Consider the following 22,790-nt stretch of genomic DNA (forward strand, 5'->3'; position numbering starts at 1 on the left):
CCATGGTAACCCTCTACGACGTCCCGGCGGACGAGCTCATCTCGGAGCTCGCAGACCGCCTCGAGGACCGGCTCGAACAGCCCGACTGGATGCAGTACTCGAAGACCGGCGCGAACAAGGAACTCCCGCCGCAGGACGACGACTTCTGGTACGTCCGCGCGGGGAGCGTCCTCCGAAAGGTCGCCATGAAGGGGCCGATCGGCATCGAGCGCCTGGCGGTCGAGTACGGCGGCCGAAAGCGCGGCACGAACCGCTACCGCGTCGCCAAGGCCCACCAGGAGACGGGCAGCAAGAAGATCATCCGCACGATCCTCCAGCAGCTCGAAGCGGAGGGCTTCGTCGAGACCGCGCAGGGCGAGGGTCGCCGCATCACGCCCGAGGGCCGCAGCTTCCTCGACGAGGCCGCCCGCTCCGTCTTCGAGCGCCTCGACCGCCCCGACCTCGAGCGCTACGCGTAGCCTTTCGTCGAACGCGTCGTGAGCGTTTCACCGTCCGCCCGACGAGCCGTCGCTGCGTTCGTCCGTAACCGTTTTCCTGTCCAATCGGAAACTATGCAGGTATGAGCGGCAATCCAGACGACGAACGGTTGGAGGAGCTCCGTCGCCAGAAGATGCAGGAGATGCAGGAGCAGGCCCAACAGGAGGGCCAGGAGGAAGCCGACGAGGCGGCCCGCCAGCAGGCCGAAGCCCAGAAGGACGCGCTCCTCCGGCAGTTCCTCACCGACGGCGCCCGCCAGCGGCTCAACGCGGTCCAGATGAGCAAGCCGCAGTTCGCCGAACAGGTCGAACGACAGATCGTCGCGCTCGCCCAGAGCGGTCGGATCCAGGGCAAGATCGACGAAGAGCAGATGAAGCGACTCCTGAAGGAGCTCAAGCCCGACTCCAAGAGCTTCAACATCCGTCGCCGGTGACGGAATGGAGCTCGCGCTCCTCTACAGCGGGGGAAAGGACTCCTCGCTCGCCGCCCTCCTCCTCGACTCGTTCTACGACGTGACGCTCGTCACCGCCCACTTCGGCGTGACGGACGACTGGCGGCACGCCGAGCGGGCGGCCGAGGCGCTCGGCTACCCGTTCGAGGCGGTCGAACTCGACCGCGCCGTCGCGGAGGAGGCGGTCGACCGGATCCGCGCCGACGGCTACCCCCGACACGGCATCCAGCGCGTCCACGAACACGCCCTGGAGACCGTCGCGGGGCTCGACGTCGCCGCCGTCGCCGACGGGACCCGCCGCGACGACCGCGTCCCGACCGTCTCTCGCGCCCAGGCGCAGAGCCTCGAGGACCGCCACGACGTCGACTACCTCGCGCCGCTTTCGGGCTTCGGCCGCCGGGCCGTCGATCGCCTCGTCGAGTCGCAGCTCGCGGTCGAGTCGGGTCCGAGCGAGGAGATCCCCAAGTCGGACTACGAGGGCGAACTCCGCCGCCTGCTCGCCGAGCGGTACGGCTCCGACGCGATCGTCGAGGTGTTCCCCGCCCACGAGCAGACGTACGTCCGGGGCACGAAAACCGATTGACGTGGGTTCGTCCCCGCCCCGAGCGACTTCGAATCCCTCTTGTCCCCCTCGCCTGTAGGCCGTCCGTGGACATCGGCATCGCCTACTCCGTCGTCGCGGCGCTGGTCTGGGGCGGCTACCTGTTCGGACTGAAGCGCTACTTCGACGACTACCCCGCGACGGCGCTCTCCGTCCTCGTCTACGCCTTCGCCATCGCCTGGTACCTCCCCTACGCGGCCGTGGCGCTCCCCGAGGGTGCCGTCGGCGACGCGGTCGACCGCGCCGGCCTCGCGACGGCCGGGGTGGTGCTCGTCACCGTCGCCGCCATCGCCGCGGCGCTCGTCATCTTCCTCTGGGCGCTGGAGGCGGGCGACGTGTCGTACGTCGCGCCGATCAACAAGACCGTGCCCGTGTTCGTGCTCCCGATCGAGATCGGGCTGCTCGGCGCGCACCTCGCCCCGATCCAGGTGTTCGGCGTGCTCGTCGCCACGTTCGCGGTGTACGTCGCCAACTACCGGCCCGGCGGGCTGCTCGCGCCGGTGCGGAAGGCGGCGACGTCGCGGGCGGCGCAGCTTGCGCTCGTGAGCGCCGCCTGCTTCGCCGTCGGCGACATCGGCAAGCGCCTCGCGCTACAGGATCTGGGGCTCCCACTGGAAGCGTGGGTGCTCGCCCTCCTCGGCGGCGTCCTGCTCGTCCTCCTCCCGGCGGCCCTGCGGTCGTGGCCGGACGACGTGCTGGCGGACGCCCCGAAGCTCGCCGTCGCGGGCGCGGCGGTGGCCGTCGGGGAGCACGTCACCTCGCTCGCCTTCTCGAACGTCCCCGCCAGCATCGCCTCGCCGGTGATCAACACGCAGGCGATCGTCGCGGTCGTCCTCGGCGGCGTCGTCCTCCGCGAGGAGGCGTTCCGCGTCCGCCTCGCAGCCGCGGGGCTCGCGGTTGCCGGAGTGGCGCTCATCGCCCTGTGACGCGTCGGCCCGCGCTGAACGCGCTGAACCGCGTCGGTCCGCGTTCCGAAGCGCGTCGGATCGCGTCCCTGAATCGTTCCGGCGCGCGTACTGAAGTCGGGTTCAGCGCGCCGTTAAGCCGCCCGAGAACCTCCTCTCCTGTATGTACGCCGAACGACATCCGCACGCGGGCGGCTCGGAGCCGCAGCCGCGCTCGTCCTGGAGGCGCTGATGCCGCGATTCGCCCTCGTCACGGGCGCGAGCAAGGGACTCGGTGCCGTTCTCGCGACGTTCCTCGCCGGGCGGGGCGACGACCTGCTACTCACCGCCCGCGACGAGGCCGCGCTGACGGAGCGAGCCGAGTCGCTCGCCGAGTTCGGCGTCGACGTGCGCGCCGTCGCCGGCGATGTCGCCGACCCCGACCACCGCGCGGTCCTCGGCGAGATCGCGGCCGAGCGCGGGGCGCTCGACCTGCTCGTGAACAACGCCTCGGCGCTCGGCCCGTCGCCGCTCCCGCCGCTTTCGGCGTACCCCCTCGACGAGTTCGAGCGCGTGCTCCGGACGAACGTCGTCGCCCCACTCGCGCTCGCGCAGGCCGTCCTGCCGGTGCTCCGCGAGGCCGGCGGACTGGTGGTGAACGTCACGAGCGACGCCGCGGTCGAGGGCTACCCCGGCTGGGGCGGCTACGGCGCGAGCAAGGCCGCCCTCGACCAGTTGACCCGCGCGCTCGCGGCCGAGGAGACCGCGGTGGGCGTCGTGAGCGTCGACCCCGGCGACATGCGGACCGACATGCACCGGCGGGCGTTCCCGGGCGAGGACATCTCCGATCGCCCGCTGCCCGACATCACGCTCCCCTTCTGGGCGTGGCTGCTGGGCCGCGATCCGCTCGACGTTACCGGCCGCCGCTTCGAGGCGCAGGCCGAACGGTGGGAGGCGTGATGGGCGGCGGGATGGAACTCGCGGACTTCCGGTTCGAACGGCCGGTCGATCTGCAGGCGACGCTGCCGCCGGAGGCGCGCGGCCTCGCGCGCGACGGGGTGCGCCTGCTCGTCAGCCGCGGGCGCGAACACGTCCACGCCGGCTTCGTCGACCTCGCGGACTTCCTCGACCCGGGCGACCTGCTCGTCGTCAACGACAGCGCGACGCTCCCGGCCAGCCTCCCGGCGACGGGACCGGATGGGACGTTCCTGCTGAACGCCTCGACCGACTACGGCCGGAACCTGTGGCTCGTCGAACCCCGCCACGGCCCGGGCGAACCCGGGCCGATCGGGCTGAACCCCGGAGACGAGATCCGCGTCCCCGGCATCGCCGGTCGCGTCGTCGCCCATTACCCCGAGATTCCGCGGCTGAGCTTCGTTCGGTTCGACGGCGACCTCCGGGAGGCGATGGAGGCGGCGGGCGAGCCGATCCGCTACGGCTACCTCGCGGAACCGCAGCCCCTCGACGCCTACCAGACCCCCTTCGCGGCGCGCCCCGGGAGCGCCGAGATGCCCTCGGCGGCGCGGCCGTTCACGGAGCGCGTCGTCGAACGCCTCCGCGCGAAGGGCGTCGGAATCGCGTCGATCACCCTCCACGCCGGCGTGTCGAGCCTCGAAGTCGAGTTCGACGCGCTCGAATGCGGCTGCGAGGACGACTGGAACCCGCTGTACGGCGAACCGTTCGAGGTTCCCGCCGCGACGGCGCGCGCGGTGACGGCCGCGAAACGCGACGGGCGGCGCGTCGTCGCAGTCGGCACGACCGTCGTCAGGGCGCTCGAAAGCGCGTACGACGGCGCGATCGGGGCGGCTCGGCCTGTCCGCGGGTTCACCCGGGCGTTCATCACGCCGAAGCGGGGCGTCGCGGTCCCCGACGGCCTCCTGACGGGGATGCACGACCCGGAGACGACGCACTTGGCGATGCTCCACGCGATCGCCGGCGCGGAGGTGATCGGGGAGGCGTACCGGGCGGCCGTCGGAGAGGGCTACCTCTGGCACGAGTTCGGCGACAGCCACCTGATCCTGCCGGGGTCGGCGCGGTAGGGCGGCCTCACTCCGCGTGCCGGACGATGTGCACGTCGTACCGCGGATCCTCCGAGACGGGGTTACCGACGCTCGTGAGGGGCGCGGAGACCTTCCCGGCGTTCTGGCTGCCGACGAACACGACGGACGCGTCGACTTCGTCCGCGACCTCGCGGACGGTCCGCGCGATGTCCATCGTCCGCGTGGCGGTCGGATCGTCGCCTCGGGGTACCTCCGTCCGGAACGTCGCCTCGGGGGCGAGGGCGGAAACGCGCTCCCGCATCGACTCGCCGACCCGTTCGACGCCGAACGGCTCGTTCTCCGCGATCCAGCCCCGCTCCAGCGCGTACTCCGCGTCGTCCGGGACCACCGTGAGGGCGACGACCTCCTCGTCCACGAGTTCGCCGAACTCCGTCGCCCGTTTCAACGCCGCCTCCGAGAGGTCGGAGCCGTCGAACGGCACCAGTAGTGTCATTCCACGCATGGGTTGGCGTTCCGCCCTGATAGCCCTTGTTCAGGGTTGCCGATGGGTACGCCGGCGGCCGTCCGTCGCGCGAGCCGATCCGGCTCCACTCGAAAAGGACAGCCTTCAAGCGAGCGCTGTGCGAACCACGACACAATACAATGTACGAGCGACTCAAGGGGTTCCGAGACTTCTACCCTGGGGAGATGCAGGCTCGGCGGACGGTCATCGACGCCATGGAGTCCGTCGCGAAGCGCTACGGCTTCCGGGAGGTGGGGACGCCCGCGCTGGAGCGGACGCGGATGTACGTGGACAAGTCGGGCGAGGAGATCGTCGACGAGCTGTACTCCTTCACGGATCAGGGCGGCCGCGACGTCGCGCTGACGCCCGAACTCACGCCGACGGTCGCGCGCATGGTCGTCGCGAAGCAGCAGGAGCTCTCGAAGCCGATCAAGTGGTACTCCACGCGCCCGTTCTGGCGCTACGAGGAGCCCCAGCAGGGCCGATTCCGCGAGTTCTACCAGACGAACGTCGACGTGTTCGGCTCGTCGGACCCCGCGGCCGACGCCGAGATCCTGGCGTTCGCCGCCGACTCCATGACCGACCTCGGGCTCACGGGCGAGGAGTTCGAGTTCCGCGTGTCCCACCGCGACATCCTCGGCGGCCTGCTCTCCGCGTTCGAGGCAGACGTGGACGTCCGCGCGGCCGTCCGCGCCGTGGACAAGAGCGCGAAGATCGCGGACGAGGAGTACTACGACCTCCTCGTCGACGCCGGCCTCGACTACGACGAGGCCCGGCAGTTCGACTCCCTCCTCGGATCGGAGGACCTCGACGAGCTCGTCGACTTCGCCGGCACGGAGCGCGTCGACGAGGCCGTCGGCAACCTGCGGGCCGTCCTCGACGCCGCCGAGGACTTCGGCGCGCGCGAGTACTGCTCGCTCTCGCTCGAAACCGCCCGCGGCCTCGACTACTACACCGGTGTCGTCTTCGAGTGCTTCGACTCGACCGGGGAGGTCTCCCGCTCGGTCTTCGGCGGCGGCCGCTACGACGACCTCATCGAGAGCTTCGGCGGTCAGCCCACCCCCGCGGTCGGCGTCGCGCCGGGCCACGCGCCCCTTCAGCTCCTGCTCCAGCGCGCCGGCGTCTGGCCCGACGAGGCGCTCTCGACGGACTACTACGTCCTCCAGGTCGGCGACACCCGCCCCACGGCGGCCCGCATCGCCCGCGACCTCCGCGAGCGGGGCAACGTCGTCGAGACGGACGTCTCCGGCCGGAGCTTCGGCGCGCAGATGGGGTACGCAGACAGCGTCAACGCCCGGACGGTCGTCATCGTCGGCGAGCGGGACCTCGAGAACGGCGAAGTGACGGTCAAGGACATGGCGTCGGGCGAGCAGACGACCGCGCCGGTCGACGACTTCCCCGGCGAGCGCGACGCGCCGACGTACGACGACTTCGCCGTCTGACGGCGCGACTCCGCCGCCTCGGACGCCTCACGGGACGACCCCGCCGCAGACGACGCGACTCAACCGTCCAATCGCGCGTCGGGGAGCCCATCCGATTCAATTCTCTCCGATTCGATCCACTGCGATCCGTTCGGGTCCACCACGATCAGCTCCGATTTTCGCCCCGCGGGAATCGGCGGTCAGGGTTAACCCGCTGCCCGGGAAAGACCCGCACGGAGACGCCATGTACGAGCGCATCCTCATCCCGACGGACGGAAGCGAGACGGCGAGAAGCGCGGTCCAGCGCGCGGTGGACTTCGCGCGTCGATACGACGCGACGCTCCACGCGCTGTACGTCGTCGACACCGCCGCCTTCGGCACGGCCGACTTCGACGCCGACGTGATGCTCGAGGGGTTCGAACAGGAGGGAAAGCGGGCGGTCGAGTACGTCGCCGAGGCGGCGCGCGACGCGGCCGTCCCCGTCGAGACGGCGATCGTCCACGGGTCGCCCGAACGGACGATCCTCCGGTACGCCGACGACAACGACATCGACCTCATCGTCATGGGAACCCACGGGAGGCGGGGGCTCGAACGGTACCTGCTCGGGAGCACCACGGAGCGGATCGTGCGGAGCGCGACGGTGCCCGTGCTCACCGTCCGACACCACCGCGAGGGGACCGAAGCGGCCGAGGAGTGAGCGGGGACTGCGAGCGGGATGGCCGCAGAGCGGGCGGGAGTGACTGCGGAACGCGAGGCGTGGCGACGCACCGCGAGGGGAGCGACCGACGCGCGCCCGCCGTGACCGCTCGGTCCCGGAGCCGGACGCGTTAAGCCGGCGCTCGCCGAACGGCCGACAATGCCGACGCGGGCCTTCCGTATCGCGTACGACGGCCGGCCGTTCCACGGCTTCCAGCGCCAGCCCGACGTGCCGACAGTCGAGGGCGCGCTGTTCGACGCCCTCCGCGACCTCGGGGCGCTCGACGCCGACGCCCCGAAGCCGACCGGCTACGCGGCCGCCGGCAGAACCGACGCCGGCGTGTCCGCGCTCGCCCAGACGGTCGCTTTCGACTGTCCGGCGTGGTGCTTGCCGCGCGCACTCAACAGCGCCCTCCCGGCCGACGTGCGGGCGTGGGCGAGCGCCGCGGTGCCCGCCGACTTCCACGCGACCCACGACGCCGTCCGGCGCGGGTACGCCTACCACCTCTACGCGCCGGAGATCGACGACGATCGGGCCCGCGCGGCGCTCGACGCGCTCTGCGGCGAACACGACTTTCACAACCTGACGCCCGATCACGAGAACACGGTCCGCGACCTCTCGGGGTCCGTCGAGCGCGACGGCGCGTTCCTCGTCGTCCGGGTCGAGTCCGGCGGCTTCGCCCGCGAACTCGTCCGCCGCCTCGTCTCCCTCGTCCGCGCGGTCGCGGCCGGCGAGGCGGATCTCGCGAAGGTGGACCGCGTGCTCGGCCCCGACCCGATCGACGGACCCGAGGGGGTCGCCCCCGCGCCGCCGACGCCGCTCGTCCTGACCCGCGTCGAGTACCCGGACGTCTCGTTCGACGTCGACGCGGACGCCGCCGGGAGCGCGCGGGCGGTGTTCGACGACAGGTACGTCGCGGGCCGAGTCGCCGCGCGCGTCGCCGACGAGATCCGCCGCGGCGTCCGCTGACGGCTCCCCAGTCCGATAACGACTCCCGACGCGGCCGTAGGGCTATTGCTATATATTGAGTAAAGTAATTATGGAGTGAACGACCACTAGCGGGTGACCATGTCCGAAACGCCGATCGGGTTCGCCGGGCCCGGAGCCGCGTTCGACGGTTCGCTCGCGGCGGCGGACGGCGATCCCTCCGGGCCGACGGAACCGAGGTGGGGCGGGTGAGCTACGACGCGATCATCCTCGACAACGACGGCGTCCTGACGCACCTGACGGGGACCGACGTCGTGCGCGCGGCCGAGGCCCAGCGCGCCGCGCTCCAAACCGGCGCGAAGCCGCTGTACGACGACGTCGCGTACCTCTTCGATCTCGCCGGCGATGAGCCGACTCGTCCCGTGGACCTCGACGACGATGGGTCGTCTCGTCCTGTCGACTTCGCCGGCGACGGGCCGGCTCGTCCGATTGATCTCGCCGTGGTGAGCAACAACCAGCACGCGACGGTCGAGCACATCCTCGACGTGTTCGGCCTCGACGACCTGTTCTCGGTCGCCTACGGGCGGGAGCCGACCATCGAGGGATTCCGCCGTCGGAAGCCGGAGCCGTACTACCTGGAACTGGCGGTGTCGGAGCTGGGGGCCGAAAACGCCCTCTACGTCGGCGACAGCAACGTCGACGTGCTCGCGGCGGACCGCGCCGGCGTCGACGTGGCGTTCATCCGGCGGCCGCACCGGGCGGAGTACGAACTGGTCGCGGAGCCGACGTACGAGATCGAGACGCTGGAGGAGCTCCTCCCGCTGGTCGGCTGCGAGCCCGTCCCCCGCTGACGACGGACACCTATTTGACACGTCCCCGCGTCCCCGCGCACATGTCGCTCGAACAGGCCTCCTGGGACGCGACGATCCGCCTCTTCGCGGGCGTCGCGCTGATCGCGCTCGGCGTCGAACTCGGCGGCCCGATGCTCGGATCGGGACTCCTCGGCGGCGCTCTCGGCCTCCTGGTGCTCTGTAGCACCCTCCTCTACGGGCTCAATCAGATCGCGAAGGGCCTGTGGATCGTCGTCTCAGACGCCGCCGGCGCGTCGACGCGGTCCGGGTAGTCCGTAACCCGGTTCGCCCCCGCTACTCCCACGCCTCGGGCCACAGCCCCGCCGCCCGCATCCCCGCCTCGAACTCGGCCTCGCGGAACGCCGCGGCGAGTTCGTCGCGGTCGAGCCGGGGCACCTCGCTCCGCGCGAGTTCCGCGACGAGCAGCGCGGTCAGCATCGCGTGCTCCCTGACGTTCCGGTCGTCCACCTTGTCCCGCGTGTCGGCGTGTGTGTGCCCCCAGCCGCGGCCGCGCTCGCCGCTGTCGCTGTGGAGCTGCAGCGCCGGCACGCCGCGCTTGACGAACGGCCACTGGTCGCTGAACGGGTGGGGCTCCTCGCGGAGTTTGATCGGCTGCCGCGTCCGCTCGCTCACGCGAGTCGCGGCGCCCCTCGTCGCCTCCGAGGCGTGCGTCATCGCGACGAGGTCGCGGAACCGCCCCGCGCCGTCGACGTTCACGACGGCCTTCACGCGATCGAGCTCCAGCGTCTCCGCGAGGTGCTCCGCGCCCATGAGCCCGATCTCCTCGCAGCCGACGCCGGCGACCCGGACGCCGAGATCGAGATCCGCCTCGGCGAGGATCCGCGCGGCCGTCACGACCGTCGCGATGCCGCAGCCGTTGTCCAGCGCCCCCTCCGCGATGTCGTGGGCGTCGTAGTGGGCGAGCAGCAGCAGCTCCTCGTCGGTGTCGGGACCGAGGCGACCGACCACGTTCTGGCTCTCGCCGGGTCTCGTCTCGGCCTCGACCGAGAGGCGGACCTCGCCCCCGCGGTCGGCGTACTCGGAGAGCCACGAGCCGGTCTCCTTGCTCACGCCGACGGCGATCGCCTCGGCCTCCTCGTCGAACCGGAGCGATCCGGTCGGCGGGAGCTGCCCGGGGACGTGGTTGACGAAGACGAACGCCTCCGCGCCCGACTCGATCGCGTGACCGAACTTCTCCATTCGGTGGATGAACCGGCTCCCCGCCGGCGTGGTCGTGCTGGCGACGACGACCTTCCCCGCGACGTCCGTCGCGTCGATCTCGGCGGGGGTGCCGTAGCCCGCGTCCGCGAGTTCGCCCGCCGCCTCGCCCGCGGGGCAGTACGGGAGCGCGATCGCTTCGAACTGCCGACGCCGCGGCGCGCGCAGTTCGAGCTTCGTCCGCCCGCGGACCCACTCGTTCATCTCGAACCGCCAGTGGCGGACGTTCTCGACGCCCGCGTCCTCGAACGCGGACGCGACCAGGTCGGCGGCGCGGCGCTCGCCCTCGCTGCCGCCCATCCGATCGCCGATGCTCGTGAGGTCCGTCAGGAACCGCCACGGTCGGTCGTCGATCCACGTGCGCCCGAGGGCGGCGCGGTCGGCCGCGACCCGCCGCTCGTCGTCCGCGGCCGGCCCCTCGTCGTCCGCAGCTGGCCCTTCGTCGCCCGCGGAGCTGCGCTCGTCGACGGCGGAGCGCGGTTCGTCGTCGTCCATGGCGCGCCGTTCGTCGCTTCCGACTAAAACCTCCGGGATCGCGGTGAAGTACGCCTCCCGCACCGCGATCGCCGCAGCCCGCCCCGACGGGGCGCCCCGTCACCCTTTCGCATTCGGATAGGCAAGGCTTACCAGCCTGACACGCCACCCACCGGGTATGAGTTCGGTTCCCGAGCGCGGCGACATCGACCGGGAGTACAAGTGGGACCTGGAGAGCGTCTACGCGACGGACGAGGCCTGGGAGGAGGCGCTCGAGGAGGCGAAAGGCCGGGTCGAGGAGATCCGGGAGTACGAGGGGCGGACGACGGAGAGCCCGGAGACGCTCCTCGAACTGCTCGAACTCGTGGAGTCGGTGATGCGCGACGTGGCGACGGTCGTCTCCTACGCGCGGCTCCGAAGCAGCGAGGACACTCGGAATCAGGAGTACCAGGCCCTGTCCGCGCGGGCCGAGTCGCTGTCCGCCGAGGCCGGGAGCGCGACGAGTTTCATCGAACCCGAACTCCAGCGCCTCGACGGGAACGAGGTCGAGGCGTTCCTGGAGGAGGAGCCGGCGCTCGAAGCGTACGAACACTACCTCGACGACGCCCTCCGGATGAAGCCCCACACCCGCTCGCCGGAGGTCGAGGAGCTGCTCGCCGAGCTGTCCGAGGTGACGGGCGCGGCGAGCGACGTCTACTCGATGCTCTCGAACGCCGACATGCGCTTTCCCACCGTCGAAAATCCGGCGGGCGAGGGCGTCGAGATCACGCAGGGGAACTTCACGAAGCTCCAGAAGCACCCCGACAGGGAGTTCCGCCGCGAGGTGTACGAGGCGTTCTACGACGAGTGGGCGGGCGTGCGAAACGCCGTCGGTACGGCGCTGAAAAACAGCGTGAAGGCGGACGTGAAACTCGCCCGCGCCCGGAACTACGACACCGCCCGTGAGGCGGCGCTCGACGGCCCGAACGTGCCCGTCGCGGTGTACGACACCCTCCTCGACACCGTCCGCGACAACCTCGGGCACCTCCACCGACACGCCGAACTGAAGCGCGAGGCGATCGGCGCGGACGAACTCCGGATGTGGGACCTCTACATGTCCCTCACCGGCGACGAGGGACCGGAAGTCACCTACGAGGAGGCGACGGAGTACGTCGTCGAGGCGGTCGCCCCGCTCGGAGAGGCGTACCAGGAGTGCATGGCCGAGGGGCTGGAGAGCCGGTGGGTCGACGTCTACGAGAACAGGGGCAAGCGAGCCGGGGCGTTCTCCGGCGGGACGTACGACACCCACCCGTTCATCCTGATGAACTACCAGGACGACGTCGCCTCGATGTTCACGCTTGCCCACGAGCTGGGCCACTCGATGCACTCGCTCCTCGCCAACGAGAGCCAGCCGTGGCACTACTCGAGTTACGACATCTTCGTCGCCGAGGTGGCGAGCACCGTCAACGAGACGCTCCTCACCCACCACCTGCTGGAGAACGCGGACGACGACGAGCTCCGCCGGCACGTCCTCGACGAGTACCTCGAACGCTTTCGCTCGACGCTGTACCGGCAGACGATGTTCGCCGACTTCGAGCTACGGATCCACGAGATCGCCGAGGAGGGCGGCGCGCTCACGCCCGACGCGTTCGACGAGATCTACGGCGGCCTCAAGGCGGAGTTCTACGAGCCCGCGGCGATCGACGACCGGATCGCCCGCGAGTGGATGCGCATTCCGCACTTTTACTACTCCTACTACGTCTACCAGTACAGCACGGGGATCAGCGCGGCCGTCTCGATCGTCGAGCGCATCCGCGAGGAGGGCGAACCGGCCGCGGCGGACTACCGCGAGGCGCTGCGCGCGGGCGGCAGCGCGTACCCGATCGAGGTGCTCGAAACGGCCGGCGTCGACGTGACCTCGCCCGCCCCGGTCGAGGACGCGCTCGGCGTCTACGGCCGCTACCTCGACGAGATCGCCGATCTGCTCGACCTCCGGTGACCCGTCTCGCCCCGCGTTAGCCGGCGCGTCCGCGGCCGACCCGACCCCGCGACGAACCCCCGTTCGGTTTCCGGACCCACAAGGCACATTTACTCCGATCCCGAAGCGGGCAGTAGCGAATGTCACGTAGCCCGTCCCTTCCCGACCGTCCTCGGCTGGATCTGGACCCGGAGATGTCCGACGCCGAGCGGCTGAACGCGATGCGCAAACACTACGCGCGCATCGTCCACGTGAACGAGGAACTGGACGAGCGCCTGCAGGAGGCGAACGATCGGCGACGTGAGCTCCGGGAGGAAGTCGACCACCTGAAGCGGCGAAACGAGGTGCTGAAGACCTCCTCGATGTACATCGCGACCGTCGAGGAGATCTCGGACGACGGCGTCGTCATCAAACAGCACGGGAACAACCAGGAGGTGCTCACCGAGGTGTCGCCGAGCCTCGCCGACTCCCTCAGCGAGGGCGACCGCGTCGCGATCAACGACTCCTTCGGCGTCCAGCGCGTCCTCGACGACGAGACCGACGCCCGCGCGCAGGCGATGGAGGTCGAGGCGTCGCCCGACGTGCGCTACGAGGACATCGGCGGCATCGACGAGCAGGTACGCGAGGTCAGGGAGGCGGTCGAGGACCCGCTCGTCAACCCGGACCTGTTCGAGGCGGTCGGCGTCGACCCGCCGAAGGGGGTCCTCCTGCACGGCCCGCCGGGCACCGGCAAGACGATGCTGGCGAAGGCCGTCGCCAACGAGACGGACGCGACGTTCATCAAGATGGCCGGCTCCGAGCTCGTCCGCAAGTTCATCGGCGAGGGCTCGCGGCTCGTCCGCGACCTGTTCGACCTCGCCGAAGAGCGCGAACCGGCGGTCATCTTCATCGACGAGATCGACGCCGTCGCCTCGAAGCGGACGGACTCGAAGACCTCCGGGGACGCCGAGGTCCAGCGGACGATGATGCAGCTGCTCTCGGAGATGGACGGGTTCGACGACCGGGGCGACATCCGCATCATGGCGGCGACGAACCGCTTCGACATGCTCGACGAGGCGATCCTCCGGCCGGGTCGGTTCGACCGCCTCATCGAGGTGCCCAAGCCGGCCGCGGAGGGCCGCGAGCGCATCCTCGAGATCCACACCGCCGACATGAACGTCGCCGACGACGTGGACCTCGGTGAGATCGCGGCGGCGCTCGACGACTACAGCGGCGCGGACATCGCCAGCCTCACGACGGAAGCGGGCATGTTCGCCATCCGCGACGATCGGGTCGAGGTCCGACACGAGGATTTCGAGGCCGCGCGCGAGAAGGTCGAAGCCGAGGACGAGGGGCCGGTCGCCGGCTTCACCGACTACCAGTACTGAGCCGCGAACGGGATCTGCGACCCGCAACTGCGACCCCGGCTCCGCAACCCGCGACCGCGCCGCCGATCCGTAACCCATTCTTAGCCGCGCCTCCGTCATCCGACAATGAACGCGATCCACGTCGCGCGCGGCGCGGCGACCGCGCCGACCGAGCTGTCGTCGTACGACGCCGCGCTGGCCGAGGCGAACGTCCACAACTACAACCTCGTCGTCGTCTCCTCTATCGTCCCGGCCGGCGCGACCGTCGAGGAGGTCGACGCCGTCCCCGACCTCGGCCCGGCGGGCGACCGACTCACCGTCGTCCAGGCGCGGGAGACGAGGGCCGGGCCGGGCACCGTCGCCGCGGGCCTCGGCTGGGCGACCGGTCCGGGTCCGGGGCTGTTCTACGAGGCGACCGGCGACGACCCCGACGAGGTCGCCGCGGAGATCCGGGCGGGCCTCGACGCCGGGGCGGAGCTCCGCGACTGGGAGTTCACGGACCGGGAGGTGACCGTGACGTCGGTCGAGGCCCCGCCCGAGGGCTACACGACGGCCCTCGTCGTCGCGGCCTACGGCGAGAGCGAGCCCGTCTTCTGACGCGTTCGACGGCTTTTTACCCCGGGTCAGCCTACTCTCCCCGAACCTTCCTATGAACGCGAACGATCCGTACGCCGGTGTACCCGGCGTCGTCGGCGCGGGCGAGTCGTCGCACGACGTGGACCTGACGCTCGACCAGCGGCGGACGCTCCGCCGCGCCGTCGCGGGCATCGTCGAGCAGACCCGCGCGTACCTCCCCGACAGCTACACGGTCGGGTCCGAACTCTCCTACGGCGCGGACGGTCCGCGGGCGACCGTCGCCGTCCACCCCCCGGCCGGGCACCCCGTCAGCGCGGGCTTCGCGCCCGACCTCGACGACCTCGAAACCGGGCTCGCCGAGGAGGACCGGCGCGAGGTCGCCCGCGGCCTCGCCGCGAGCGCGGCGCTCCAGGTGATGAACGCCGTCGGCGACGGCGTCACCCCGACCGCGCGGTAACCGTAGCCGCCGCTCTTCGACGCTCCTTCCCTTCTCCGAGAACCGAATCGCGGGACGCCGGACGCGCCCGTACGGTCGATCGGCGCGTCCGCGTCCCGACTCGGCTTCGGCCGACTTCCGACTACTCTCGGCCGATTTCCGACTCGACTTCGACCGACTTCCGACTACTCTCGGCCGGCTTCCGACGCGGCGTCGGTCGACGCTCGCCGTCCGTCACGCCGTCCCGTCCGCGGGGGCGTCACAGAACAGGCCGTAGCCGAGCACGACCGCGGAGGGGAGCGACCCCAGTCCGGCGCCGAGCGCCGTGGGAACCGGCGCGAGGAACGACCACGCGACCCCCGCGACGAGCGGGAGCGGAAGCGCGGCGAGCAGCAGGTCGTACCGCGATACCTTCGGCGGTCCGGTGCCGCCGCTTCGCTGTGCGTTTCGAACGCTCATCGTCGCTCACCTCCGCGCGACTGTACGGCGCAGCGCCACAAAATATTGTCGCCGCACCCCGACGCCGCCTCTCGGTTTTACTCACCGACTCGCCATCCCGCTCCGTCGGGTGGCGCTTCGGACGCGTACGCGGGTCGAGCGGGGTTCGCCGCCCGCCGCGGGGTGCGACGGCGGTCTCCGTCGCCGCGTCCTACTTCCCCCAGAACGGGTCGCGGCGGCGGTGCTTGTCGAGGTAGCCCTGGAGCGCCTCCAGTTCGTCCGCCGGTATCTCGCCCGACAGCTCCTGCTCCAGGATCTTCGCGTGCTTCTCGGGCAGTTGGATCCAGAGTTCGTCGCCCTCGTCGATCTGTCGGCCGACGGTCGGGCCGTCGATGGCGACGCTCACCCGCGATCCCGCGCGCGCCTCGGAGATGTCCTCGCCCTGCTCCTGAATGCCGTTGAGCTGCCCGACGCGCGTCGGCTCGTCGCCCTCCCACTTCGCGACGTACTGGTTGTTCTTCAGCGTCCCCGAGAGCACCTCGACGCCGACGACCGCGGGGTTGCTCTGGCGGAATACGTGGTCCTCCAGGACGCGGAACCGGCACGGGCGGACGATCTTGTCGAGCACCGTCTCCTGCTGGGCGCGCTTTCGCTCCTCGACAAACTCGTCGTAGTCCTCGACGAGCTGGTAGATCACGTCGTGCTCGAACAGCGTGACCTCGCTGTGGTCGAGTTCGTCCGCGGCGTCCGGGAGGACGTCGACGCTGAACCCGAGGATGACCCGGTGTTCGGGTTCGCGCGCGGTCCCGGCGATGGCGATGTCCCGCGGGGCCACGTCGCCGACTTCGGCCCGGAGGATCGGCACTTCCGCCTCGCGAAGGGCGTTCGCCATCGCCTCCAGGCTCCCGAGCGTGTCGGCCTTGACGACGACGCCCTCCTCCTCGGTCTCGACTTCGATCTCCGCGAGTTCGGACTCGACCGCCTCGATCACCGCGTCGAGGTCACGGTCCCGGACGACGCGGACCGGCGCGCCGGCCATCGCGTCTTCGAGGTCCGGCGCGGCGATCTTCACCCCCGCCGCCGCCGAGACCTCCTCGACCCGCTCGAACCGCTTTTCGGTCCGGATCTCGGCGAGCGGGCGGGGCTGCAGGAGCGCCCGCACCTCCGTGACGATCGGGCCGTTCGTCCCGCCGACGACGATCCGCTCGTCCTCGCGGACGGTGCCGTCGTACAGCACCACGTCGAGCGTCGCGCCGAAGCCCCGCTCCTCTTTGACCTCGAGGACGGTCCCCTTCCCCGGCCCGGCGATGTCGATCTGCATCTCCGCTTTCATGTACCGCTGGGAGAGGCCCATGAGCACCGCGAGCAGGTCCGGGATCCCCTCGCCCGTGATCGCGGAGACGGGGACGACGCCGACGTCCTTCTGGAAGTTCTGGACGCGCCAGTACAGGTCGGCGGAGAAGCCCTGCTCCGAGAGGTTCCCGATGATGCGGTAGAGATTCTCGTCCAGCCGGGAGCGGGCCTGCTTGCTCTGGGCCTCGTAGGTCTGCTGGATCGGCGCGCCCTCCCGGGCGTTCCAGCCGGGGGTGGTGTCGATCTTGTTCGCGGCGACGACGAACGGCGTGCCCGTCCGCTTGAGGATGTCGATGGCCTCGATCGTCTGCGGCTGGAAGCCGTCGTTCACGTCGACGACGAGGATGGCGATGTCGGCGAGCGCCCCGCCCCGCGAGCGCAGCGTCGTGAACGAGTGGTGCCCCGGCGTGTCGATGAACAGCAGGCCGGGCAGGTCGAAGTCGTCGGGGTCGACGAGGCTCCCCGCCATCCCCGAGATGGTGTCGAGCGGGACGGCCGTCGCCCCGATGTGTTGCGTGATCGCGCCGGCCTCGCCCTCGCTGACGGCGGAGCCCCGGATCTTGTCGAGGAGGGTCGTCTTCCCGTGGTCGACGTGGCCGAGGACGGCGACGATGGGTGTGCGAAGCGCTTCGGTCGGGCCGCGTGTATCGGTATCAGACATCGAGATCACCCAGCAGAAATGCTCTTGTAGGGTTTGAGCGGCGGATCGTAGTTAAGTCCATCGTCCTCCTACCGCCGAACCGTCATCGAACCGCCGACCACCGACCCGCGGGGGAGCGTCGAATCGTCCGCCCCGCCGGTCCTCAGCGGTTTTCGACGCCGAGTGCCGTCGAGTGCCGAGCGATGCTGAGCGACGCCGAGCGATGCCGAGCCGCGCCGTCCGGCCTCCCGCGCGTCCGCCGCCCGTCGGACGCACCCCGTGGCGTTTATGTAACGGCGGCCGAATACCCCCCGTATGGCCGACATACTCGCCGAGAACCTCTCGGGGAAGGCCGTCATGGGCTCCGACGGTACGGAACTGGGAATGCTGTACAACATCACGATGAACCTCAAGACGGGGGCGCTGCACGACCTCGTCGTCGACCCCCACGAGACGATGACGGAGGAGTCGTTCGAGCGGGACGAGGAGGGACACGTTCACGTGCCGGTGGGCCGGGTACAGGCGGTCAAGGATTACATCGTCATTCAGCGGTAGATGCACGTTCTCGACACGTCAGCGTTCATCCACGAGTACCACACCGACGAGCAGACGGCCTCGATTCCGCTCGTCCAGGAGGAACTCGAAGGCGAGCACGCCTTCCGCTTCGACGCGATGGAGGGGGCGGGGATGCACATCCACATCCCGGCGGACGGGACCGTCGAGAAGGTCCGCCGTGCGGCCGTCGAAACGGGGGATCGAGAAGTGCTGTCGGAGACCGACATCCGACTGCTCGCCGCCGCGTTCGAACTCGACGCCACGCTCGTCACCGACGACTACGCGATGCAGAACGTGGCCGACCGCCTGGGGATCGCCGTCGAGGTGATCGCCCGCGACGGCATCACCGAACAGCGGAGCTGGATCTTCCAGTGCGCCGGCTGCGGCCGCGAGTTCGACGAGCACCGCGACCGCTGCCCCGTCTGCGGGAGCGGCCTCTCCAGAAAGAACCCTGCCTGAGCTCCCCCCGAGGCTCCGTGCCCGAGGGGGGCCGCCCGGTTTCCGCCCGACTCGCGGGAAGACTCACGGGAGCGCGCCGGTCACGGCGGCGTACTGGAACGCGAAGAGCACCGCGTTGTACCCGCCGTGGACGAGCGCGGGGAGCGCGATGTTCCCCGTCCGTTCGTACAGCAGGCCGAGGACGACGCCGAGGAGCGCCGCGACCAGCGCGTACACGAGCCGCTGGCCCGGCGTGCCCGTGACGCCGAACACGTGGACGAGCCCGAACACCGCGGAGGCGAGCGCGATCGCGCTCGCCGCGCCGAACGCCCGACGGAGGAGCCCCTGCACCACGCCGCGGAACAGCAGCTCCTCCGTCGGACCGACGAGGAGGAGCGTCACGGGGATCATGTACAGGAGGTACGCGGGCGAGCGCCGCCCGGTCGCGACGACCTGGTTCTCGCCGGCGTTGACGCCGAGCGCGCCGAGCGCCGCGACGATGACGAACTGCGCGACGAGCAGGAACGCGACGCCGCCCCCGACGAGCAGCAGGTCGCGCCCGGTCGGCACTCGCGCGCGGATGAGCCGCCAGTCGTCGGTCACGGCCAGGTAGCCGGCGACGGCGACGCCGAACCCGACGAACTGGAACACCGTCAGCACGACCTGCCGGCCGACGCCCCGCGGGCCGACGAGCCCGAGGCCCGCGAACAGCTCCGCCGCCGGGATCGCCAGGGCGCTCGCGCAGAGGAACGCGCCGAGGACGACGAGCATCGCCTGTCCGAAGCGGACGAGCCCGCGCTTGCCACGCTCGACCGCAACGTCGTTCGTCTCCATCGGACTCACTTGGCGACGGGCTCGAATAGGCGCTCCGGTTCGCTACGCGGCTGGAGCCGGGCGCTTCGGTTCGTCACCCGATTTCGAACCGCCGCTTGTCGCTCACGGCGTCGGCCTCGGGGAAGTCCCCGCCGCCCAGCAGGCCGCGCGCGGCGCGCTTCCCCCACTCGACCGCCGGCTGCGTGAACGTCGAGACGGCGTCGAGTTCGCCGTAGAGGACGCAGGCGGCCTCCATGCCGTACAACAGCTCCCCCAGCCCGCGCTCGTCGACGCGGTCGATCTCGATCCTGACGTTCGGCCGCCCCGCCGCGGCGAGGCTTGCCTCCGTCGCCTCGAACTCCGCGTCGAGCAGTTCCCCGAGGCTCGACCCGCCGAGGTACGACAGCCCCTCCAGGTCCGTCTCCGGGATGGGCCGATCCTCGCGCTCGCGCGGGCGGACGAGGGTGATCAGCTTGTCGCGCGGCCCGGCCCGGTACAGCTGGAGCTGCGAGTGCTGGTCCGTCGCGCCGAGGGCGCGGGCGGGGGTCTGGCCGACCCCGTCCTTGCCGAGGCTCTCGGCCCAGAGCTGTGCGAACCACTCCGCGAAGTACTCCAGCGACTCCGCGTAGGGCATCATCGCGTTGACCGACGCGCCGCGGCGAGCCAGCGCGTACGCGGTCGCGCCGTAGGCGTACGCCGGCGACTCGAACAGCGACCCCGAGAGGCGCTCGGCCTCCGCCGCGCCGCCGGCCAGGATCGACTCGACGTCGCGGCCCTGGATCGCCGCGCAGGCCAGCCCGACGGTCGAGAGCGCCGAGAACCGGCCCGGAACGCCCTCCGGAACGTCGAGCGCGGGGAGGTCGTGCTTCTCGGCGAGGTCCCGGAGGTTCCCCTCCTCGCCCGTGGTGACGAACGTCCGCTCGGTCCAGTCGACGCCCGCGTCCGCCATCGCCTCGCGGACGACGAGGAAGTTCGCAAGCGTCTCGGCGGTCGTCCCGGACCGCGAGACGACGTTCACCGCCGTCCGGTCAAGCGGGAGCGAGTCGAGCAGCGCGGTCGCCCGCTCCGGGTCGACGTTGTCGAGGAAGTGCGCCTCGGCGCCGCTCTCGGAGGCGGTCTCGTCCCCGTCTCCGGATCCCTCCAGCGCCTCCGCGATCGTGGCCGCGCCGAGGGCGCTGCCGCCGATGCCGACCGTCAGCACCGCCTCCGCGTCCGCGAACGGTTCGACCGCCGACCGGATCGCGTCGGGGTCCGCGGTCTCGGGGAGATTCAGCGCGGCGTAGCCGTGCTCGGACTCCTCGCGGCCCCGCTGGATCCGCTCGTGCGCGTCGGCGACGCGTTCGTCGAGGCGTTCGAGCGCTTCGCGGGAGACGCCCGGCGATGCGTCGAGTGCGTTGCCCAGGTCGACGTACATGGAGAGTGCGCCGTCCGGAGGCGGTAAAGTCGTTGTCCTCCGGCATCCGGAGCGCCGGAGTGCGGGGAAAGCGGGACCGGGCAGTTTAATCGCACCCGGGACCAACCACGACCGATGGCCGACGGGTACGACGGCGTGTTCGGGGCGTTCCCCTACGCCTTCCGGAAGAGCGACTCCTGGTTGTTTCGCCTGTACGTCGTGGTCGCGGTCCTGGCCTCCCTCGCCGTTACGCTGCTCGTCGCCCTCGGACTGGTCGTCCTCATCGCCGAGACGGCGGCCCTCCAGGGCGGGTCGCTCACCCTCTCGCGGGCCTTCTACGTGCTCGTCGGGCTGTTCATCGTCGGGCCGCTCATCGCGCCGGCGCTGTTCGTCGCCCGCCGGCACCGGCGGGGGTTCGCGCGGACGGACCACTACGACGCCCTGCTCGCCCTCGCGGGCTTTCTCTTCCTCGCCTCGCTGTACGTCGGGCTGGTGATCACGGTCCCGCCGTCGCAGCAGACGCCCGCGACGGGGCCGCTCGCCCCCGCGGTCCGATTCCTCTACGGCCTGCCGGCGGTCTTCGGGCTCGTCCCGCCGCTCGTCTGCGCGCTCCTCATCGGGGCCGTTCACCGGTACGCGAGTCGGTGATCCCTGCCGTGCGAACCGGCGATTCCGGTCCGAATCGGCGATTCGGCGTCCGAACGGACGGCGTTCAAAGCATCGAGGTGGTCTTCAGCCGGACGTTCCGCGCGTACTTTCTCACGTACCCCCTCACCGTGATGCGTCGCCCGTGCGCCCGCGTCCGACCGGCGCGCATCGCCTCGACGACCGCGTCGGCGTCGATCGGTCCGGCGGCGACAACCGTCACCTCCGTGTAGGCGCGTCCGACGAGATCCGCGCGGTGGGCGTCGCTGCCGCCGAAGCCGGGGAGGCCGTGCGCCCGGGCGAACGCGGCGGCCTGCGCGTTCCGGACGCCGGTCAGGGTGTGGGCGTTGTAGATCTCGATCCCGTCGACGGGAGCGCCGCCCGCTCCGTCTCCCTGCCCTTCGTGCGCTTTCTCCCCTCCGTCCGCTTCCCTCCCCCCGTCGCCGCTCCCGGCGAGCGTCCGCCGCCGGACGCCGTGGCGGATCCGCTGGAACGGGTGCGGAACGACGGCCACGCCGCCGAGCGATCGGACGGTCGCCGCCGTCTCCGCGAGCGGTCGTCCGGGTTCGGGCGCGCGCTCGACGCCGACCGCGAGGAGGTGCCCGTCCGCCGTCGACACCTCGACGCCGGGGATCCCGATCAGGCCGTACTCCGGCGCGAGCGCCGCCGCCCGAAGCGACTCGCCGACGGCGTCGTGGTCGGTGACGACCACGCCGTCCAGCCCGACGTCGCGGGCCCGTTCGAGGACGCGTTCGACCGGCGTCTCCGCGTCGTAGGACGCCTCCGAGTGGACGTGCGCGTCGATCCGGACGACGACCTGCGAGCGCCGCGACGGCGCGGAGAGCCGCCGCTCTCCGCCGGCGTTCGGCTCCCTCGCGTCGCTCATGCGTATCCGAATTCGATGAGGAGACAGAGCCCGGCGACGATCACCGCGAGGAGTCCGGCGAGGAAGTGCCCGGCGGTCGTCTTGTACGCCTTGTAGTCGGAGACCATGAGCGGGCAGACCGCGAGGACTGTCGCGGCGGCGAACCACCCGTTCCAGAAGCCCACGAACGCGGAGAGCAGGTAGTTCGCCAGCACGACCGCGTTCGTGTGGACGACGGTCGTGCCGTGGTAGTAGCTGGTGCCGTCGTCGTCACCGAACCCCTCGCTGTTGTGACGGATCAGCCGCAGGCCGCCGAGCGAGAGGACGGCGAACCCGACGACGACGCTGACGAGGATGTGCGGCGCGAGCGCGAAGTGAAACAGCAGCGCGGCCGTCACGAGGTACGCGAAGATGTCGATGAAGGAGTCGACCTGCCGGCCGAACCGCGACTCGATGCCGCGCTTTCGGGCGTAGTACCCGTCGAGTTTGTCGAACAGGAACGCCCCGAACATGACGACGATCGCCCAGTTCGGCTCCCCCGAGAGGAAGAGGATGGCGCTCACCCACGCGAAAAAGAGCGAGACGAGGCTGAGGTAGTCCGCCGCCGTCAGCCGCCGGATGACGTTCGTCCGGTTCTTCGACTGAACCCGCCGATTCCGGGCGTCTATTCGGTCGAGCGCGCCCCGTATCGTCGATCTGAGTTCGTCTGGCATCTGGCTCTATCGGAAGTCGTACGCTCGGGAATATAAAATTTGCCCAGTTAGTAAATAGTTTGTACTAAAATATATAGGTATGTTCCCGTACGGAGCGCTCCCGAGAGACCGGTCCCCCG

General features: G+C 70.8%; 26 protein-coding genes. 18 read left to right on the forward strand and 8 right to left on the reverse strand.

Annotation, left to right across the window (positions count from 1 at the left end):
• Positions 1-2 precede the first annotated feature (2 nt).
• From CNO20_RS01095 to CNO20_RS01120, 6 genes are all read left to right on the forward strand, one after another.
• Positions 3-458 (forward strand): 30S ribosomal protein S19e, encoded by a 456-nt coding sequence (locus tag CNO20_RS01095; protein WP_101294193.1) that lies wholly within the window; start codon positions 3-5, stop codon positions 456-458.
• Between the two features lie 101 nt (positions 459-559).
• On the forward strand, positions 560-910 hold the full coding sequence (locus CNO20_RS01100; RefSeq protein ID WP_101294194.1) for a DNA-binding protein: 351 nt from the start codon (positions 560-562) through the stop codon (positions 908-910).
• 4 nt (positions 911-914) lie between these two features.
• Complete coding sequence (locus CNO20_RS01105) at positions 915-1,511, forward strand: DUF7411 family protein (protein WP_101294195.1); 597 nt, start codon at positions 915-917, stop codon at positions 1,509-1,511.
• 65 nt (positions 1,512-1,576) lie between these two features.
• Positions 1,577-2,455, forward strand: coding sequence for an EamA family transporter (locus CNO20_RS01110; RefSeq protein ID WP_101294196.1), 879 nt, complete (start codon positions 1,577-1,579; stop codon positions 2,453-2,455).
• Between the two features lie 210 nt (positions 2,456-2,665).
• Positions 2,666-3,373, forward strand: a complete 708-nt coding sequence (locus CNO20_RS01115; protein ID WP_101294197.1) for an SDR family NAD(P)-dependent oxidoreductase — start codon at positions 2,666-2,668, stop codon at positions 3,371-3,373.
• Positions 3,361-4,452 carry an S-adenosylmethionine:tRNA ribosyltransferase-isomerase gene (locus tag CNO20_RS01120; RefSeq protein WP_199174695.1) on the forward strand — a complete coding sequence of 364 codons (1,092 nt, stop codon included), beginning with the start codon at positions 3,361-3,363 and terminating at the stop codon, positions 4,450-4,452. Before CNO20_RS01115 ends, CNO20_RS01120 begins: the two co-directional genes overlap by 13 nt.
• A 7-nt stretch (positions 4,453-4,459) precedes the next feature.
• On the opposite strand, the gene CNO20_RS01125 is transcribed toward CNO20_RS01120, so the two are convergent.
• Positions 4,460-4,906 (reverse strand): universal stress protein, encoded by a 447-nt coding sequence (locus tag CNO20_RS01125; protein ID WP_101294198.1) that lies wholly within the window; start codon positions 4,904-4,906, stop codon positions 4,460-4,462.
• 149 nt (positions 4,907-5,055) lie between these two features.
• Here CNO20_RS01125 and hisS point away from each other — a divergent pair, with 149 nt between their 5' ends.
• The 5 genes from hisS to CNO20_RS01150 all read left to right on the forward strand — a co-directional run bounded on the left by hisS (position 5,056) and on the right by CNO20_RS01150 (position 9,083).
• Positions 5,056-6,357: a histidine--tRNA ligase gene (gene hisS / locus CNO20_RS01130; protein WP_101294199.1), complete on the forward strand. Its 1,302-nt coding sequence runs from the start codon at positions 5,056-5,058 to the stop codon at positions 6,355-6,357.
• 223 nt (positions 6,358-6,580) lie between these two features.
• Positions 6,581-7,033 carry a universal stress protein gene (locus CNO20_RS01135; RefSeq protein ID WP_101294200.1) on the forward strand — a complete coding sequence of 151 codons (453 nt, stop codon included), beginning with the start codon at positions 6,581-6,583 and terminating at the stop codon, positions 7,031-7,033.
• A gap of 159 nt (positions 7,034-7,192) precedes the next feature.
• Positions 7,193-8,002, forward strand: a complete 810-nt coding sequence (gene truA, locus CNO20_RS01140; RefSeq protein ID WP_101294201.1) for a tRNA pseudouridine(38-40) synthase TruA — start codon at positions 7,193-7,195, stop codon at positions 8,000-8,002.
• Between the two features lie 206 nt (positions 8,003-8,208).
• Positions 8,209-8,811 (forward strand): HAD family hydrolase, encoded by a 603-nt coding sequence (locus tag CNO20_RS01145; protein ID WP_101294979.1) that lies wholly within the window; start codon positions 8,209-8,211, stop codon positions 8,809-8,811.
• 41 nt (positions 8,812-8,852) lie between these two features.
• Positions 8,853-9,083, forward strand: a complete 231-nt coding sequence (locus CNO20_RS01150) for a hypothetical protein (RefSeq protein ID WP_101294202.1) — start codon at positions 8,853-8,855, stop codon at positions 9,081-9,083.
• Between the two features lie 22 nt (positions 9,084-9,105).
• Here CNO20_RS01150 and CNO20_RS01155 read toward each other — a convergent pair whose 3' ends face one another.
• Positions 9,106-10,524, reverse strand: coding sequence for a M28 family peptidase (locus tag CNO20_RS01155; protein ID WP_101294980.1), 1,419 nt, complete (start codon positions 10,522-10,524; stop codon positions 9,106-9,108).
• Positions 10,525-10,681: 157 nt separating this feature from the next.
• Between CNO20_RS01155 and pepF the strand changes: the two genes are divergently transcribed.
• The 4 genes from pepF to CNO20_RS01175 all read left to right on the forward strand — a co-directional run bounded on the left by pepF (position 10,682) and on the right by CNO20_RS01175 (position 14,839).
• A complete protein-coding gene (gene pepF, locus CNO20_RS01160; protein ID WP_101294203.1) occupies positions 10,682-12,481 on the forward strand; it encodes an oligoendopeptidase F in 1,800 nt (599 codons plus the stop codon).
• Between the two features lie 119 nt (positions 12,482-12,600).
• Positions 12,601-13,827 (forward strand): proteasome-activating nucleotidase Pan2, encoded by a 1,227-nt coding sequence (pan2, locus tag CNO20_RS01165; protein WP_101294204.1) that lies wholly within the window; start codon positions 12,601-12,603, stop codon positions 13,825-13,827.
• A 105-nt stretch (positions 13,828-13,932) separates the two neighbouring features.
• On the forward strand, positions 13,933-14,403 hold the full coding sequence (locus CNO20_RS01170; protein WP_101294205.1) for a pyruvoyl-dependent arginine decarboxylase: 471 nt from the start codon (positions 13,933-13,935) through the stop codon (positions 14,401-14,403).
• 52 nt (positions 14,404-14,455) lie between these two features.
• Positions 14,456-14,839: a DUF5811 family protein gene (locus CNO20_RS01175; protein WP_101294206.1), complete on the forward strand. Its 384-nt coding sequence runs from the start codon at positions 14,456-14,458 to the stop codon at positions 14,837-14,839.
• 213 nt (positions 14,840-15,052) lie between these two features.
• Here the strand turns inward: CNO20_RS01175 and CNO20_RS01180 are convergent, their stop codons facing one another.
• Both CNO20_RS01180 and infB read right to left on the reverse strand, forming a co-directional pair.
• Entirely contained in the window at positions 15,053-15,277 is a 225-nt protein-coding gene (locus tag CNO20_RS01180; protein WP_101294207.1) for a DUF8015 family protein, read from the reverse strand.
• 190 nt (positions 15,278-15,467) lie between these two features.
• On the reverse strand, positions 15,468-17,270 hold the full coding sequence (infB, locus tag CNO20_RS01185) for a translation initiation factor IF-2 (RefSeq protein WP_101294981.1): 1,803 nt from the start codon (positions 17,268-17,270) through the stop codon (positions 15,468-15,470).
• A 294-nt stretch (positions 17,271-17,564) separates the two neighbouring features.
• Here infB and CNO20_RS01190 point away from each other — a divergent pair, with 294 nt between their 5' ends.
• The gene (locus tag CNO20_RS01190) at positions 17,565-17,804 is read left to right on the forward strand and encodes a PRC-barrel domain-containing protein (RefSeq protein ID WP_101294208.1); all 240 of its coding nucleotides are present in this window, start codon (positions 17,565-17,567) and stop codon (positions 17,802-17,804) included.
• Positions 17,805-18,263 (forward strand): NOB1 family endonuclease, encoded by a 459-nt coding sequence (locus CNO20_RS01195; RefSeq protein WP_101294209.1) that lies wholly within the window; start codon positions 17,805-17,807, stop codon positions 18,261-18,263.
• Positions 18,264-18,326: 63 nt separating this feature from the next.
• Here the strand turns inward: CNO20_RS01195 and CNO20_RS01200 are convergent, their stop codons facing one another.
• Both CNO20_RS01200 and CNO20_RS01205 read right to left on the reverse strand, forming a co-directional pair.
• Positions 18,327-19,076, reverse strand: coding sequence for a CPBP family intramembrane glutamic endopeptidase (locus tag CNO20_RS01200; protein ID WP_101294210.1), 750 nt, complete (start codon positions 19,074-19,076; stop codon positions 18,327-18,329).
• Positions 19,077-19,149: 73 nt separating this feature from the next.
• Positions 19,150-20,469, reverse strand: a complete 1,320-nt coding sequence (locus tag CNO20_RS01205; RefSeq protein WP_101294211.1) for a hypothetical protein — start codon at positions 20,467-20,469, stop codon at positions 19,150-19,152.
• Positions 20,470-20,583: 114 nt separating this feature from the next.
• Between CNO20_RS01205 and CNO20_RS01210 the strand changes: the two genes are divergently transcribed.
• Positions 20,584-21,096 (forward strand): DUF8056 family protein, encoded by a 513-nt coding sequence (locus tag CNO20_RS01210; RefSeq protein WP_101294212.1) that lies wholly within the window; start codon positions 20,584-20,586, stop codon positions 21,094-21,096.
• Between the two features lie 64 nt (positions 21,097-21,160).
• Here CNO20_RS01210 and CNO20_RS01215 read toward each other — a convergent pair whose 3' ends face one another.
• On the reverse strand, positions 21,161-21,979 hold the full coding sequence (locus tag CNO20_RS01215; RefSeq protein WP_101294213.1) for a CehA/McbA family metallohydrolase: 819 nt from the start codon (positions 21,977-21,979) through the stop codon (positions 21,161-21,163).
• The gene (locus CNO20_RS01220; protein ID WP_101294214.1) at positions 21,976-22,671 is read right to left on the reverse strand and encodes a CDP-alcohol phosphatidyltransferase family protein; all 696 of its coding nucleotides are present in this window, start codon (positions 22,669-22,671) and stop codon (positions 21,976-21,978) included. The genes CNO20_RS01215 and CNO20_RS01220 overlap by 4 nt, the downstream gene beginning before the upstream one ends.
• Positions 22,672-22,790 lie beyond the last annotated feature (119 nt).

The sequence above is a fragment of the Halegenticoccus soli genome (assembly GCF_002844195.1).
Lineage (GTDB): Archaea > Halobacteriota > Halobacteria > Halobacteriales > Haloferacaceae > Halegenticoccus > Halegenticoccus soli.

Bases quoted from the DNA above. Each gene is read 5' to 3' on its own strand.
- CNO20_RS01200 (WP_101294210.1), bottom strand. From the start codon at position 19,076: ATGGAGACGAACGACGTTGCGGTCGAGCGTGGCAAGCGCGGGCTCGTC.
- pan2 (WP_101294204.1), top strand. From the start codon at position 12,601: ATGTCACGTAGCCCGTCCCTTCCCGACCGTCCTCGGCTGGATCTGGAC.
- CNO20_RS01175 (WP_101294206.1), top strand. From the start codon at position 14,456: ATGAACGCGAACGATCCGTACGCCGGTGTACCCGGCGTCGTCGGCGCG.
- CNO20_RS01180 (WP_101294207.1), bottom strand. From the start codon at position 15,277: ATGAGCGTTCGAAACGCACAGCGAAGCGGCGGCACCGGACCGCCGAAG.
- CNO20_RS01205 (WP_101294211.1), bottom strand. From the start codon at position 20,469: ATGTACGTCGACCTGGGCAACGCACTCGACGCATCGCCGGGCGTCTCC.
- CNO20_RS01170 (WP_101294205.1), top strand. From the start codon at position 13,933: ATGAACGCGATCCACGTCGCGCGCGGCGCGGCGACCGCGCCGACCGAG.
- CNO20_RS01195 (WP_101294209.1), top strand. From the start codon at position 17,805: ATGCACGTTCTCGACACGTCAGCGTTCATCCACGAGTACCACACCGAC.
- CNO20_RS01215 (WP_101294213.1), bottom strand. From the start codon at position 21,979: ATGAGCGACGCGAGGGAGCCGAACGCCGGCGGAGAGCGGCGGCTCTCC.
- pepF (WP_101294203.1), top strand. From the start codon at position 10,682: ATGAGTTCGGTTCCCGAGCGCGGCGACATCGACCGGGAGTACAAGTGG.
- CNO20_RS01095 (WP_101294193.1), top strand. From the start codon at position 3: ATGGTAACCCTCTACGACGTCCCGGCGGACGAGCTCATCTCGGAGCTC.
- CNO20_RS01150 (WP_101294202.1), top strand. From the start codon at position 8,853: ATGTCGCTCGAACAGGCCTCCTGGGACGCGACGATCCGCCTCTTCGCG.
- CNO20_RS01135 (WP_101294200.1), top strand. From the start codon at position 6,581: ATGTACGAGCGCATCCTCATCCCGACGGACGGAAGCGAGACGGCGAGA.
- CNO20_RS01220 (WP_101294214.1), bottom strand. From the start codon at position 22,671: ATGCCAGACGAACTCAGATCGACGATACGGGGCGCGCTCGACCGAATA.
- CNO20_RS01115 (WP_101294197.1), top strand. From the start codon at position 2,666: ATGCCGCGATTCGCCCTCGTCACGGGCGCGAGCAAGGGACTCGGTGCC.
- CNO20_RS01125 (WP_101294198.1), bottom strand. From the start codon at position 4,906: ATGACACTACTGGTGCCGTTCGACGGCTCCGACCTCTCGGAGGCGGCG.
- CNO20_RS01190 (WP_101294208.1), top strand. From the start codon at position 17,565: ATGGCCGACATACTCGCCGAGAACCTCTCGGGGAAGGCCGTCATGGGC.
- CNO20_RS01100 (WP_101294194.1), top strand. From the start codon at position 560: ATGAGCGGCAATCCAGACGACGAACGGTTGGAGGAGCTCCGTCGCCAG.
- CNO20_RS01155 (WP_101294980.1), bottom strand. From the start codon at position 10,524: ATGGACGACGACGAACCGCGCTCCGCCGTCGACGAGCGCAGCTCCGCG.
- truA (WP_101294201.1), top strand. From the start codon at position 7,193: ATGCCGACGCGGGCCTTCCGTATCGCGTACGACGGCCGGCCGTTCCAC.
- CNO20_RS01210 (WP_101294212.1), top strand. From the start codon at position 20,584: ATGGCCGACGGGTACGACGGCGTGTTCGGGGCGTTCCCCTACGCCTTC.
- hisS (WP_101294199.1), top strand. From the start codon at position 5,056: ATGTACGAGCGACTCAAGGGGTTCCGAGACTTCTACCCTGGGGAGATG.
- CNO20_RS01105 (WP_101294195.1), top strand. From the start codon at position 915: ATGGAGCTCGCGCTCCTCTACAGCGGGGGAAAGGACTCCTCGCTCGCC.
- infB (WP_101294981.1), bottom strand. From the start codon at position 17,270: ATGTCTGATACCGATACACGCGGCCCGACCGAAGCGCTTCGCACACCC.